Here is a 13,923-nt window from a genome sequence, read left to right as displayed (position 1 = left end):
ATATTACATGACAACACTTATTGACACACGTAATATGACTAAAGAAATAGCGGGCAGACTGGCAGGGAAAATAGCTTCCGAATCAGGGCCCGCTTCTCCTCAGATTCACCTGGTGAAAGGCGGTAAAAGTACACAGCTGTTAGTGACAAACGGTACCATGCTCTATCGGATTTCACCACAAACCGAGGCAGAATTTCAATCCTTATTAGATTTGAAAGATGAGGAAGGAATCAGGAGAAAATTGTCAGAAATGGGATTGGAAACACCACCGAAAATAGAGGATGAGCCTTTAAAAAATCCATCAGTATATGCACTTTCACTGGCTATTGCGCAGAAGTGTAATATGGGCTGTACGTATTGCTATGCCGATCAGGGCAGCTTTGGGGGAGCGATGAAAAATATGTCCATAGATGTCGCTCTGAAATCTATTGATCTTTTACTCAGAGATTGTCCCGAAAATGGAAAAGTACAATTAACTTTTTTAGGCGGTGAGCCTCTGCTGAACAGGAAAGGAATCAAAGAAGCTACAGAATATGCTGTACAAAAAGCCGCTGAAAAAAAAATTAATATAGGTTTTTCCATAACTACAAACGGAACTTTGTTAACTGAAGAGGATGCTGTTTTTTTTGAACAGTATGGCTTTTCAGTGACAATCAGCCTTGACGGATTAAAAGAAGAACATGATGCACTTAGACCCCTCAAAGGAGGAGCAGGAACCTATGACAAGATCATGGAAAATATTAAACCGCTATTGAAAATCCAGCAAAAAATGCAGGTTTCAGCACGGGTAACCGTTACTCCGGCCAATCTTAATCTCTTGGAAGCGCTTGATTATTTCATTGATATGGGGTTTCATAGTGTAGGCTTTTCTCCTTTACTCAATTCCAGCAACGGAAAAGGAGAAATGAACGGGAAGGATCTGGAACAGCTGTTAAGCGCTATGATTGCCTGTGGACTCCATTTCGAGAAAAAGATATTGGAAGGCAAACGTTATCCTTATCTGAATATGGCAAATGCCTTTAAAGAAATTGAAAAAGGAACACATCGTCCTTATCCCTGTGGAGCAGGAGCAGGATACATGGGAGTTTCTGCAGAAGGAGAATTAGCAGCATGCCATAGATTTGTTAATGAACCTGCCGGTCGTATGGGAGATATTGAAAAAGGTGTAGATGAAGAGCTTCAGAACAACTGGCTGGAATCAAGACATGTTCATCAGCAGTCCCCTTGCAGCCAATGTTGGGCACGATATCTCTGTGGTGGCGGATGCCATCATGAAGTACTTGATAAAGGGAGAAATGCCTGCAATTATATCCGGGGATGGCTACATTATACCATTCAGGCTCATGAAAGAATATCAAGGATGGTGGCTGGTTTTTAATTAAGAGACAAGAGAATGAAAGAGTCTGATTTTTTTGATGTATTAATTATAGGCGGTGGCCCTGCAGGATCCTGTGCTGCGCTAAGACTTTTAGCACTTGGCTATCATGTAGGCCTCATTGAGCAACAGATTTTTCCGCGACATCAGATAGGAGAATCACTATCTTCAGGAATAAGAAATATTTTTGAATACCTCGAAGCTGGTCATCTTCTGGCAGAGCATAGCTATATCAATGCATTGCCGGCACAGATTATCTGGGAAAATGCTGGTGAAGAAAATATTGAATTTAGGCAAGGTGGGGATGGTATTATGGTAGACAGAGGAAAACTGGATGCTGACATGCTTCAATTAGCCGTTCTGAGAGGAATGAGGCTATTTCAGCCTGCAAGGCCTGAAAGTTTTCAGAAAGAAAACAGTTGCTGGAAAGTTGGGATCCGTGAAAATAATTTACAAAAAGAATTATATGCTAATTTTATTCTGGATGCAAGAGGAAGGACTAGCTCCAGAATTTCGGAAAAAATTATCACCGCATCTTCAATGGTTGCTCTTTACACCAATACGGAAGGTTCGGCAATGCCGCATTGTACACTTGTAGAAGCTCAGCAATCCGGCTGGTTATGGGGCTCTCCTTTACCGGATGGGAAATTCAGAATGATGGCCTTTATGGATCCCGAAGATCTTAAAAAAGAAAATTATGAACAGGTTTTCCTTGATCGGATTGCTTCATCTTTGTTATTTGCAAAGGGAGTCAAGGCTCTTGATTTTTCCGGTATAAAAAGCTGTTCAGTGATGAATTATAGCCATTATAAACCATGGGAAGACCATTATATAAGAATCGGTGAAGCCGCATTCACTCTTGATCCTCTTTCATCAACAGGAGTGGAAAAAGCGATGCGGTTTTCTTTGCAGGCGGTAATCGCTATTAATACCGTACTGAAATCCGGTCATTATGAATTGGCCCGCACCTATTATGAAGATCAAATGGCAAGTTCCGTGATTCGTCATTTGGTGTGGACAGCCGGATATTATGAAAGTGCATGGCCGGAAAGTGTAAACAGGTTCTGGAACGAAAGATCAAAACTTAATATCATATCTGATCATGCTGAAAGACAGTTCTGTAATAAGTTGAAATTAAAACTTGATGAGGTTAAAAAAAGTGAAAAAAATAAGATCACTTATTCCGGAATAAGCGATAATCAAGACTTAAGTGAATTATGGTATAAAAAAATACGTATTTCTTCACAAATCACTCAGATTCAGACTGTATGCGTTGAAGATGATCGGTTGCATCTTAAAAATGCGATATCGCATCCTTTATTGGAAAGGGAATTAGCCTATATGGATAATATAGAACTCATTCCGCTGCTTGCTCATTTGGAAAATGCTCATACATTTGGCGAAATGATTTATTCCTGGAGCCAGAAAATACCGTTTGAAAAAGCCAGTCAGATAGGAATTAGGCTTTGCGATCTGGGAGTGGTGGAACTAAGCTGACCTCTTAACAAAAGATTGGAGATAACTCTAAAAAAAGGCTGATTATTTCAGGCTTTTTTACACCATTTACATCAAAAATTTTTATTTTTGTAGAATGATTAAAAACAGAACACTGTTTTTTCTGCGTTAATAAATCAGAATTCGGCTTGGATTTTGCTTATATTCCGCGGAATAATTTTTAACTTTGCAAAAAGATTTATTGTCAAAATGACCAACCCTCTATTTTATGCAAAAATAATCCTGTTTGGAGAATACGGAATGATTGAAGATTCCCAGGGTCTTGTAGTGCCTTACAGCTTCTATAAAGGGACACTGAAATTCTCAGATCTGAGTTCTGAATTTGAACTTAACTCCAACAGACATCTGCAGAAATATGCTGAATTTCTTTCAGTACTTGATCTTTCTGATGATTTTAAACTGAATATTGAAGATTTCAAAAAAGATATTTCAAACGGACTTTTCTTTGATTCCAATATTCCTCAGGGATATGGAGTAGGAAGTTCAGGAGCTTTGGTAGCTGCTGTTTTTGAGAAATATTCTATCAGTAAACTTGATGCTGAAAGCATTTCAAAAGATAATCTTAAAAAATTAAAAGCTGTTTTCGGTGAAATGGAAAGCTATTTCCATGGGAAAAGTTCAGGAATGGATCCGCTGATCTGCTATATGAATCTGCCCATTTTAATTGAAAATAAAGAAAATTTAGACAGAGTATCTATCCCGGAAGGAGAAGAAGGAAAAGGAGCTATTTTCCTGATTGACTCCGGAATGACGGGAGAAACAGGACCCATGATCCAGATCTTCTTTGAAAAAATGAAAACGGAAGGTTTCCGTAAGACGCTGAAAGAAGAATTTATCCGTTACAATAACGCATGTATAGAAAGTTTCCTTAAAAAAGATATGAACCCTTTCTTCAGACATTTAAAAAAACTTTCTCATTGGGCTTATGAGCATTTCCGTCCAATGATTCCTGAAAGTATCTTTAATATCTGGAAAAAAGGCCTGGATTCCAATGCTTATTATCTTAAACTCTGCGGAAGCGGTGGTGGTGGTTATATCCTGGGATTTACCAAAGATTATGAGAAAGCAGAAAAAATGCTTGATGGTTTCCAAAAAGAGGTGATTTACAGGTTTTAAAAAGATTGGAATGAATTCTGAAAAAGAAACTTTCCAATCCAAAAATTATATCTCTAAAACTCTATTTTACAGATTCTCACAATTCGTGGGCTTTCTGCTCGGAGCCCGTTTTTTTGTAGCCGCTTTGTTGACATTTGCGCTCTATGTTTCTACTTTTTTCCTGTTCAATCAGGATGAATCATTTCGTAATTTTGTATTTGATTTTAAAGTTCACGGAATTATTTTCTGTACTGTCCTTACTATTTTAGCCGGTGGAATTATCAACCAGTTTTATGACCTGGAAAAAGATCATATTGTAAAACCATTCAGAACAAGAATTCAGAGCTTTATCAAGCAAAAATATTTCCTGTACGCTTATTTAGGATTAAGTGCAATTTCTTTAGGAGTTGCCTGGATGATTTCTCATAATGTTTTCGCTTTTTTCCTTGTTTATCAGTTTTTTATGTGGTTTTACAGCCATAAATTAAGCCGTATACTCATCATCAATAATCTCACTTTTGTCAGTCTTACCCTATATCCGTTTTTCGGAATGATGGTGTATTACGAAACATTTTCCAAAAAGATTATTCTGATGGCTGTTTTTCTTTTTCTTATTCTGTTGTGTATTGATATTGTGAAAGATACGCTGACCCGAAGTGTGGATAAAACCTTCGGATACACTACTATTCCCAATTATTTTAAAACCAGAAATACAAAAATGATCCTGATCTCCCTGTTGCTGGTGACAATGGCTGTTTCTATGAAAATTATTGCCAAAACAGGAGTAACCAGCTTTATGGCCTATTACTTTGCCGGAGGGCTATTTGTAATGATTCTTTGTATTTATCTCCTTTTAAACGCTTCCAGAAGAAGTAACTTTTTTACAATCAATATATTACGTTTCTGGGTTTTTATCGGAATTATCGCCATGCTTTTGAACGGAATTGAAAGTAAATTATAGAAAAATTTCTTTAAATAAACTAAGGTTATTATTACCTTTGTAAAACTAAATTTAATAAATAGGAATGCCCATTTTTAATGATACTAAAGTTGCATTTGCAGACAAGTCTGATGCACAACTGAAAAAGGCTTACTGGATGTTTAAAATGATTGAACAGCCCGCACTTACCAGCCTTGGAACCTCTGTCCTTAATTTTACGGTACACAATAACTTTCCTTTCGTTACGGGAATTGTGAAAAGCACTTTGTTTGAACAGTTCTGCGGAGGAGAAACCCGTGAAGAAAGTATGAAAGTAGTAAAACAACTTTTCAAAAGAGGCGTCGGAAGTATTTTCGATTACTCCATTGAGGGGAAAGAAGATGAAGAAACTTTCGATGCGGTGTGTAAAGAAATTAAAGATATTGTAAGGTTTTCAGTAGGAAATCCGGCTATTCCTTTTATTGTATTCAAACCTACGGCTTTCGGCAGAATAGATCTGTATGAGGCAGTTGGAAAAGGAGCTGAGCTTACTTCAAGTCAAAAAGAAGAATGGGAGAGAGTTGTAAAAAGATTTGATGAAGTATGCAGCCTTTGCCATGAGAATGATAAAAAGGTGATGGTGGATGCGGAAGAAACCTGGATGCAGGATGCAGCAGACCACCTTTGTGAAGAAATGATGGAGAAATATAATCAGGAAAAACCTATCGTTTGGAATACCATTCAGATGTATAGAACAGGAAGACTGGAATATATGGAAGCGAATCTTCAGAGAGCAAGAGAAAAGAATTATTGTATCGGATATAAGATCGTTCGTGGTGCTTATATGGAAAAAGAAAGATCCAGAGCTGCAGAAAAAGGGTATGCAGATCCTATCCAGCCTAATAAAGAAGCTTCAGATAAAAACTATAATGCAGGAATTGATTTCGTAATGAATCATCTGGATAAAGTATCTGCATTCTTCGGGACTCATAATGAGATCTCTTCTGAATTAATTATGGATAAAATGAAGCAAAAATCTCTGGAAAATGGCAATCCGCATGTTTATTTCGGGCAGCTTTACGGAATGAGTGATAATATTACCTTCTATTTGTCTGATAAAGGCTATAATGTGGCTAAATATCTTCCATACGGGCCCGTAAAGGATGTTGTACCCTATCTTACCAGAAGGGCTCAGGAAAATACTTCTGTGGCCGGACAGACAGGAAGAGAACTGGGACTTATTAAGAAAGAACTGGAAAGAAGAAAAAAGCAATAATTGCTTTCAAATCAGATAGAAAGACCTGCAATTCTGCGGGTCTTTTTTTTGACTTAATCAAAATAAACAATAACAATATCGTGTAAGTTCATAAGTTTTATTAAAATATTAATATTAATAAAAATTGACGCAAATGTTAATTGTATTGAAAATTTAATAAAATAATTCAAATTGTATTGCTAATTTAATTTTAAATTATTATATTTGGTTAGACGATAAAAAACAGATGTATGAAAATATTCCCTACTAATTATACTATATTCTTGAAAGAATAGAACGATACTCTCACATAAGGCATGAATAGTTTTTAAATGTAGCCCCCGTATATTCTTTACTATTTATATAGTTGAGATGAATGCACGGCTGTAAAAGAACAGGAATAGAGGTGAAGGTAAAGATTCTATCTCAGGTTAAAAATAAATAAAGCAATAGCTTTAGTTTTCTTCTTCAAATATTTTTTAGCCTGACCATCTTCTTTGGTCAGGTTTTTTATGGTTCGAAACTTTCAAATTTTCCGTTCTCATAGAACAACACGATACGTTTTATTTTATTGGACTGATTTCCAGGTGCTTGTCCTATTATTTGATCTACAGAATTTTCTAATCGCTGAGAATCCGGTATTTTATCAGCTGCCTTAATCGGGGACGGTATAACCGATTCTCCAGAAGCATACTGGAGAAGCTCTTCCCCCGTTTCGTCAGCTCCAAATTCATCATCATTATTCATCATGGTAAAAAGATCGGGCAGAGGAGTAGGTTTCCCTTTTTCTTCTTCATAAGGATGAGCTGAGGGGTCAATGATTTCAGGAAGTTCTGATTTCATCATTTCACCTTCGCCGGTTACCAGCCAGTCCCAAAGAAGTTCCGGAAAACGCGATTTTATTTTTATGATAAATTCCAAAGATGGCTTGTTTCTTCCGGAAGTAATATGCGAAATGGAAGAACGTTGTACATCAATCTCATCTGCAAATTCAGAAGGAGTAAGATTTGAATACTCTATAACTTTTGAAATTCTCTCGTTTAAACTCATAAAAATAAGCTGTTAATTGTTTTACAAATGTAAAGAATAAAATTTACAAATGCAAAATACAAATGTAAATAAAAACACATCTTATAAATATACAAATGTAAATAACGTGTAATTATATGGGAATGAACGTATTGATAACATGTTACAATTGTATTTTATTAAATTAGGTAATTGCCAAGTCTAAATGCGTTACTGAATTTAGATACCTTTATTTGGAATAATACGATTAAAAATCTGATTAGAAATGTAAATTTATGCTTCTAAAACACCCAATTTAACAGATAAATACCCTTAATTTGCAGTTTACAAAGGTAATTACAGATAAATAACTTTTTTTACATCAATTAATTATAAGCTATTGGTTATCAATAGTTAATAGCTTGTTACATATGTATATTTTGATGAATTTTATGGTTTAAAATGGTCTTTAAAGCACTTTTAAAGGCGTATTAAAGAAAATACGGGTCGATTATAATACCAATTATCAGTAAACACCCTAATTCTGATTTTAAATAGATAAAAGTCATTGAAATAATAATAAAAAATCTGATTTCCAGCCAATTTACAATTGTATACAAATGTAAAAATAGATGTTATCCACATTTTGATCGTTTAATAAAATAATAGGTAAACAGCCTGAAATAGCGATTTTTACACTTCAAGTAATATTCATATTTTCATTTAGATGAGTTTTGTAATTTATTGACTATTAATATTTTAAATAAATACAATTAAATTATTCGCAATCCACAATTTTATTAACAGACAATCTGTCATGATCAGTTGTTTAGATGTGTTACAGATGTTAATTTAGTTTTTGTGCTTAAAAATGGTTAAATTTGACTCTTGTAAACAATTTTAAAAATGAACTTCGAACAGATTTACTCAGAAAACCCTGATTTTCCTAATCGCTATATTTCCCCTGAAAAATTATTTTCTTACCTACAGAAGAATCTCAGCGATTATATTCAGGAGATCGGAAAATCATATTTAGAGAAACCTATTTATAAGCTAAGTATCGGAACAGGAAATATCAATGTTTTAGCCTGGTCTCAAATGCACGGAAATGAATCCAATGCCACTCATGCTATGTTGGATCTACTGGTAAGCTTAGATAAGGCTCCTGAAATGAAAAATGATTTGTTCAGTAAAATAAAACTTGATTTTATATTTATGTTAAATCCTGACGGATCAGAAAGGTGGACGAGACTGAATGCCGCAGATATTGATCTTAACAGAGATTTTCACAATGAAGCCAGTATAGAGATTAAATATCTTAAAAATGCCGTAGCTTCCAAAAAATATGATTATGCACTAAATCTCCATGAGCAAAGAACCATCTTTACTACGGATGGCATCCATCCTGCAACACTTTCTTTTTTGGCACCCTCTGAAAACGTAGAACGTACCGTAACTGAAAACAGAAAGAAATGTATGGCTGTTATCGGAAACATATACCATCACCTGAAAGAAATGATCCCGAATCAGATCGGAAGATATTCGGATGAATTCTATCCGACTTCAACGGGTGATAATTTTATCAAAGCAGGAATGCCTACCATTTTATTCGAAGGGGGACATTTTGTGGATGATTATACCAGAAAAGGAACGAGAAAATATTATACTATTGCACTTTATTACGCACTGAAAGCAATAAGCGACCTTAATTCCGATACCACAGGATGGGAAACTTACCTTGAAATCCCTGAAAATAAAGAAACCCATTATGATATCGTATATAGAAATGTAAAGCTGAATACGGATCATGAATGTATTTTAGATATTGCTGTTCAGTATAGAGAAACAAAAGAGGATGGAAAAGATGAAATTTCTTTTGTTCCTTTTGTCATGGAAGCCGGAGATGTTAAAAAGCGAAAAGGCTGGCTCGAAGTAGACTGTACAGGAAAAAAATTCATATCAGCAACGAAATATCCGAAACTGGATTCAGTAGCAGATTTTAAAATAGAAGATTAAAAGAAAACGGCAATCAGACTGATTGCCGTTTTTGTTTTTATTCTTTGTAGAACAAATAAATTCCAATATCCAATAGAAACGGATTTTATCCCGTATATTTAAATAAAATATTCCATAGGCTTTAGCTTTGGCCAAAGCATAAGAATTTTATATTTTAGTTAACCACCTTAATTCCGCTGGCTAAAAACCTGATTTCTTCTTTAGGCTCAGTGATCGCGTCGATTTCAGCCTGAGGTCTTTTAGCGTCTTCAGCATAATGTTTCTGTTCATTCACAGACGTTACTTTTCTTTCTGCATTCCCTTCCAGCACTACATTTTTTCCTTTTAAAGCAGTAGGAACGAAGAAGGCATAATCTTTCATTTTTACGAAAAATTTAGAATGATCATCAGTCTGGATGGTAAGCCAGCATCCTTTCTTTTCGCATACATCGGTAACCTTGCCTTTAATGGCTATGTTTTCCAGCTTTTTATTTTCTTTTTTAAGTTGTTTTCCCAGTTTATCTACTGTGATGGCTTTAGATTCTGCGGAAGAAGCCACTCCGGCTCCGTAAGTGTCACCTACTAAAGCTTTTCCTGAAGGTGGGCCAACTTCCTGTGCAAAAGCAAAAGAAGAAAAACTTACTGCAGCAATCAATATTATAGCTTTAAATTTCATTTTTATTATTTTTTTCAAAAGTACTAATTAAAATTGAATCATAAATCACTAAAAAGTTGATAAAAAACAGGTCATTTTGTAAAATAGTAATAAAATTCAAAATGAAAGGCATATTTGTTTATATTTGACGCCTATACTTGACTATGCAAAAGAAATTAAAACTATGGGACGCTATTATGCTGGTAATGGGGTCTATGATCGGAAGCGGGATCTTCATTGTAAGTGCAGATATGATGCGTAATCTGGGATCCGGATTCTGGCTTATCGTGGTATGGATCATCACCGGAGTAATGACGGTAGCAGCTGCCATAAGCTATGGAGAGCTTTCCGCATTGTTTCCAAAAGCAGGAGGTCAATATACCTATCTGAAAGAGATTTTCGGAAAAAAGATGGGATTTCTTTACGGCTGGGGTTTGTTTACGGTAATACAAACCGGAACAATTGCTGCAGTGGCTATGGCTTTTGGTAAATTTACAGCATATCTTATTCCCTCACTGAATGATGCAGCACCCATTTTCCAAAGCGGGGAATTTAAAATTACATGGATACAGATTCTGGCGATAGCAGTCATCATGCTGCTTACCTATATCAATACAAGAGGAGTAGAAAGCGGAAAACTCCTTCAGAATGTATTTACAGGATCTAAGATCATCGCTTTACTAGGATTGATTGCATTAGGCTTTATACGGGTGGATTTCTCTCATTTAGCAGAGAACTTCAGCCTGGGAATGAATTCATTTAATAACCTTATTAAAGATCCGGCCGGTAATTTTCTTAAAGAAGGATGGATGCCTATTAATGGGATGACTCTGTTAGGCGGAATTGCCGCAGCAATGGTAGGTTCTGTTTTCAGTTCTGTAGCCTGGGAAAGTGTAACATTTGTTTCCGGAGAGATTGATAATCCAAAGAGGAATGTAGTTAAATCAATGATTTATGGGACTTCTGCCGTAATGATCCTTTATATAGCTGTTAATTTTGTGTATTTAAATGCCCTTGACAGAGACGGGATTGCCTTTGCTGCCAATGACAGGGTAGCAGTAGCGGCATCACAGAATATTTTTGGAAGTGCCGGAACCATCATTATTGCACTCTTAGTAATGATTTCTACATTCGGATGTGATAACGGGCTTATTTTAGCAGGTGCCAGAGTTTTTCAAACCATGGCTAAAGACGGTATGTTTTTTAAATCTGCTGTTCAGAATAATAAAAATGAAGTTCCTGAAAATGCTTTATGGATGCAGGGAGTCTGGGCTTCTATTTTATGTTTAAGCGGGCAATACGGGAATTTGCTGGATATGATCTCTTTTGTTATTGTATTATTTTATATGATTACCGTTTTTGGAGTCATTTATCTGAGAATTAAACAGCCTGCTCTTGAAAGACCTTACAAAACATGGCTGTACCCGATCACTCCGGTTATTTATCTGATCATAGGAACAGGATTTTGTTTGTTATTGTTAATCTATAAACAACAGTATACCTGGCCCGGATTTTTAATGGTTCTTCTGGGGCTTCCGGTATACTATCTTATTAACCGGAAAAAAACTAAAGCATAAAATAATCTGATTATCATAGGACAGGGTTTCCCATTCATTTGGGTAACCCTTATTTTTTGAGTAATATTTTAATTAACGATAACCAATTATTTAGTGAAAATGTGTATTTTGGTATTTCGTTTCTAGTAAACATGACCATGAAGTAAAAATTAAGAAGTTGACTATGGATACACCAAATTACAGAATGCCTTTTGTGCCGTCTACTTTAATGACCGAGGGCGGAAGTATCGATACCTGCGATATGGGAGAAAGTATTGCCCACAATATTATGTTGCTGATTACCACTAAAAAAGGTGAAAACAGATATGATGAGAACTACGGAAATGATGTCTGGAACCTTGAGTTTGATAACGGGGTGACCAGCGCAGTCTGGGAAAATGTTTTTATCAAAAGCCTTAAAAGACAAATTCAGGAATATGAACCACGGATTGTACAGCCACAGGTGGAAGCTCACATCCAGTTTGTAGAACACAGCTACGATACCAAAGAACACACAGAAATCAAAAAGAAAGTAAGAATTGCCATCAATGCCAAAATGGAGGCAACAGGGGAACGTTTTAGTTTTTCTACAGAATTGTTCCTGAGCCCGATGTCTATTGATTAAATAATTCCCAACAGCACCAATAATTTATGAATTTAGATCAAAATATTTATTCCAAAGAATCCGTAAAAGCCAGAATGCTTCAGAATGCCACTAAAGTCTGGGGACTGAAAAGCCCGCAGTCTTTAGATCCTTTTGTTAAATTACTGATTGATGCATTCAGTACCGAAGTCTTCAAGGCTAATAACGAAATTCAGACGGTGAATGCCCGTATTTTAGAAAAACTGGCAAAACTGCTTACCCCATCTATATATACGCATCCTATCCCGGCGCATTCGGTGGCTTTCACACAGCCTTATGAATCTTCGGAAATTTTACTGGAGCACACGGAGTTTTTTTTTCGCAAGCAAATGACTTCCACAATAAAGTCGGAATCGGATAAACAGGTAAATATACCTTTTACACCCGTTGGAAATGTAAGGATTAATAAAGTGCATACTTCCATCATGTTTGTTGGAAGTACCTGCTATAGTGTAGATGACCGTTTTAATAAAATTCCAATTGCAAGATTTCCCGGAAAGCCGGAAGACTACAGGAAAATTACAGTAGGGATTGATGTTACTAAATATACCAATGAAAACTTCCCGAAATATCTGAGTATTTTCTGTTCCAATCCAGCGTTTGAACATCTGGATTTTGTGTATAAACTTTTACCTTATATTACAGTTTCAAGCAATGGGAATCCTTTATTTGTAAGGGAGGGATTGAGCTATCTTACTGAAAACTTACCGGAGGGTTATGAGCAGATGTTCAGAGAACAGTCTATCCGCAATAAAGTCATTGAAGATATTAAAAGTATTTACCGTCATAAATTTATTGAGGTGACAGGTATTTCTCAAAGTCTATTTTCAGAACCGGGAGTACTTCCGGAAAATCTTGAATTCCTTCAGGGAAAAGATGAGATTATAAAATACATGGAGAACAAAAAGTATCTCTGGCTTACTTTTGAATTTCCACCACAGTTTTCTGCAGAAATTCTGGACAATTTTTCATTTGTCCTGAATGCATTTCCAATCTACAACAGAGGCTGGAAGAAAACAGAATACAGTCTGGATATTATGGGAAATAACATTCCTCTTGTTACAGATGAGGGAGAGCATTTCTTATATGTAGATGAGGTTCAGGATGGTGACGGAAGAAAGTATACGGAAATTCCTTTTACTCCTGCTGATGACCTTAAAAAAGGGCTATATACGGTAAGAAAAGGAGGAATGGAACGTTTTACGAACAGAAATGCTGTGGACATGATTGCCAATGTTCTTGAGCTTACAAGAGATGAAATTGCCGCATTTTCACTTTTAAACAGAGATAATGTAAAAGGAGTTCTTAGCGAAATGTCTGATAAAATGAAATCTATGGTACAAAAAGTAAATAATGCCAAAAGAAACATCAGGCAAGAACTGAATTATGTTATCATGGAGCCTGTAGAGAAAACAGACCATACTTATGCTTCTTTCTGGATTACCCATTGTACCTTAGCCAATCATATGCGTCCGGGAACGGAATTATCCAATCAATTGAAATCCCAGACGATTGTTTTACTTACCGAAACTCTTGGAGGAGCAGAAGAGCAAAAAGGAACAGATAGTATTCAGGCTTATAAATATGCTTTAACTACCAGAGACAAGATCATTTCCCTGGAAGATGTTAAAAACTATTGCCGAATGATTCTGAAAGATGAAATGAGGGAAGTAAGAGTAAGAAGAGGAACTATGATCAGTAATAAACCTAAAGAAGGTTTTGTACGCACGGTAGAAGTAGAGATTATTCCACAGAATTACTCTTTTTACGGCAGAGGCTATTGGGAGAATATGTCAAATATTATTCGAAATCAGATTATTGCCAAAGCAATAGACGGAATAGAATATCTTGTGAAAATTACCAACGAAGATGTAGATTTTCAGGATATATAAATTAAAATAAAAAGA

The 13,923-nt window shown here is 35.8% G+C and carries 11 protein-coding genes; 9 read left to right on the top strand and 2 right to left on the bottom strand.

Annotation, left to right across the window (positions count from 1 at the left end; all coding sequences use genetic code 11):
- Nucleotides 1-7 precede the first annotated feature (7 nt).
- The 5 genes from JO178_RS14995 (at nucleotide 8) to JO178_RS14975 (ending at nucleotide 6,180) form a co-directional block, all read left to right on the top strand.
- Nucleotides 8-1,378, top strand: a complete 1,371-nt coding sequence (locus JO178_RS14995) for a radical SAM protein (protein WP_291937613.1) — start codon at nucleotides 8-10, stop codon at nucleotides 1,376-1,378.
- A 15-nt stretch (nucleotides 1,379-1,393) separates the two neighbouring features.
- Nucleotides 1,394-2,872: a tryptophan 7-halogenase gene (locus JO178_RS14990; RefSeq protein WP_291937611.1), complete on the top strand. Its 1,479-nt coding sequence runs from the start codon at nucleotides 1,394-1,396 to the stop codon at nucleotides 2,870-2,872.
- A 207-nt stretch (nucleotides 2,873-3,079) separates the two neighbouring features.
- Nucleotides 3,080-4,006, top strand: coding sequence for a mevalonate kinase (locus JO178_RS14985; protein WP_291937609.1), 927 nt, complete (start codon nucleotides 3,080-3,082; stop codon nucleotides 4,004-4,006).
- A gap of 10 nt (nucleotides 4,007-4,016) precedes the next feature.
- A complete protein-coding gene (locus JO178_RS14980; protein ID WP_291937607.1) occupies nucleotides 4,017-4,946 on the top strand; it encodes a UbiA family prenyltransferase in 930 nt (309 codons plus the stop codon).
- Between the two features lie 64 nt (nucleotides 4,947-5,010).
- On the top strand, nucleotides 5,011-6,180 hold the full coding sequence (locus JO178_RS14975; RefSeq protein WP_291937605.1) for a proline dehydrogenase family protein: 1,170 nt from the start codon (nucleotides 5,011-5,013) through the stop codon (nucleotides 6,178-6,180).
- Between the two features lie 489 nt (nucleotides 6,181-6,669).
- On the opposite strand, the gene JO178_RS14970 is transcribed toward JO178_RS14975, so the two are convergent.
- Nucleotides 6,670-7,209, bottom strand: coding sequence for a helix-turn-helix transcriptional regulator (locus JO178_RS14970; protein ID WP_291937602.1), 540 nt, complete (start codon nucleotides 7,207-7,209; stop codon nucleotides 6,670-6,672).
- Nucleotides 7,210-8,073: 864 nt separating this feature from the next.
- Here JO178_RS14970 and JO178_RS14965 point away from each other — a divergent pair.
- Nucleotides 8,074-9,183 carry a M14 family zinc carboxypeptidase gene (locus JO178_RS14965; RefSeq protein WP_291937600.1) on the top strand — a complete coding sequence of 370 codons (1,110 nt, stop codon included), beginning with the start codon at nucleotides 8,074-8,076 and terminating at the stop codon, nucleotides 9,181-9,183.
- A 154-nt stretch (nucleotides 9,184-9,337) separates the two neighbouring features.
- Here JO178_RS14965 and JO178_RS14960 read toward each other — a convergent pair whose 3' ends face one another.
- Nucleotides 9,338-9,838, bottom strand: a complete 501-nt coding sequence (locus tag JO178_RS14960; protein WP_291937598.1) for a DUF4920 domain-containing protein — start codon at nucleotides 9,836-9,838, stop codon at nucleotides 9,338-9,340.
- Between the two features lie 143 nt (nucleotides 9,839-9,981).
- Between JO178_RS14960 and JO178_RS14955 the strand changes: the two genes are divergently transcribed.
- From JO178_RS14955 to JO178_RS14945, 3 genes are all read left to right on the top strand, one after another.
- Nucleotides 9,982-11,394, top strand: coding sequence for an amino acid permease (locus tag JO178_RS14955; RefSeq protein WP_291937595.1), 1,413 nt, complete (start codon nucleotides 9,982-9,984; stop codon nucleotides 11,392-11,394).
- A gap of 163 nt (nucleotides 11,395-11,557) precedes the next feature.
- On the top strand, nucleotides 11,558-11,998 hold the full coding sequence (locus tag JO178_RS14950; RefSeq protein ID WP_291937592.1) for a GPW/gp25 family protein: 441 nt from the start codon (nucleotides 11,558-11,560) through the stop codon (nucleotides 11,996-11,998).
- A 26-nt stretch (nucleotides 11,999-12,024) separates the two neighbouring features.
- Nucleotides 12,025-13,908, top strand: a complete 1,884-nt coding sequence (locus JO178_RS14945) for a type VI secretion system baseplate subunit TssF (protein WP_291937590.1) — start codon at nucleotides 12,025-12,027, stop codon at nucleotides 13,906-13,908.
- Nucleotides 13,909-13,923 lie beyond the last annotated feature (15 nt).

The sequence above is a fragment of the Chryseobacterium sp. genome, assembly GCF_019236175.1.
Classification (GTDB): domain Bacteria; phylum Bacteroidota; class Bacteroidia; order Flavobacteriales; family Weeksellaceae; genus Chryseobacterium.
The sequence above is the reverse complement of the archived record's forward strand: the minus strand, read 5'-3'. Positions and strand labels throughout refer to the sequence as shown.

What these genes read in the sequence shown, in the direction of transcription:
- JO178_RS14995 (WP_291937613.1), top strand. Translation starts at nt 8, where the DNA reads ATGACAACACTTATTGACACACGTAATATGACTAAAGAAATAGCGGGC.
- JO178_RS14990 (WP_291937611.1), top strand. Translation starts at nt 1,394, where the DNA reads ATGAAAGAGTCTGATTTTTTTGATGTATTAATTATAGGCGGTGGCCCT.
- JO178_RS14985 (WP_291937609.1), top strand. Translation starts at nt 3,080, where the DNA reads ATGACCAACCCTCTATTTTATGCAAAAATAATCCTGTTTGGAGAATAC.
- JO178_RS14980 (WP_291937607.1), top strand. Translation starts at nt 4,017, where the DNA reads ATGAATTCTGAAAAAGAAACTTTCCAATCCAAAAATTATATCTCTAAA.
- JO178_RS14975 (WP_291937605.1), top strand. Translation starts at nt 5,011, where the DNA reads ATGCCCATTTTTAATGATACTAAAGTTGCATTTGCAGACAAGTCTGAT.
- JO178_RS14970 (WP_291937602.1), bottom strand. Translation starts at nt 7,209, where the DNA reads ATGAGTTTAAACGAGAGAATTTCAAAAGTTATAGAGTATTCAAATCTT.
- JO178_RS14965 (WP_291937600.1), top strand. Translation starts at nt 8,074, where the DNA reads ATGAACTTCGAACAGATTTACTCAGAAAACCCTGATTTTCCTAATCGC.
- JO178_RS14960 (WP_291937598.1), bottom strand. Translation starts at nt 9,838, where the DNA reads ATGAAATTTAAAGCTATAATATTGATTGCTGCAGTAAGTTTTTCTTCT.
- JO178_RS14955 (WP_291937595.1), top strand. Translation starts at nt 9,982, where the DNA reads ATGCAAAAGAAATTAAAACTATGGGACGCTATTATGCTGGTAATGGGG.
- JO178_RS14950 (WP_291937592.1), top strand. Translation starts at nt 11,558, where the DNA reads ATGGATACACCAAATTACAGAATGCCTTTTGTGCCGTCTACTTTAATG.
- JO178_RS14945 (WP_291937590.1), top strand. Translation starts at nt 12,025, where the DNA reads ATGAATTTAGATCAAAATATTTATTCCAAAGAATCCGTAAAAGCCAGA.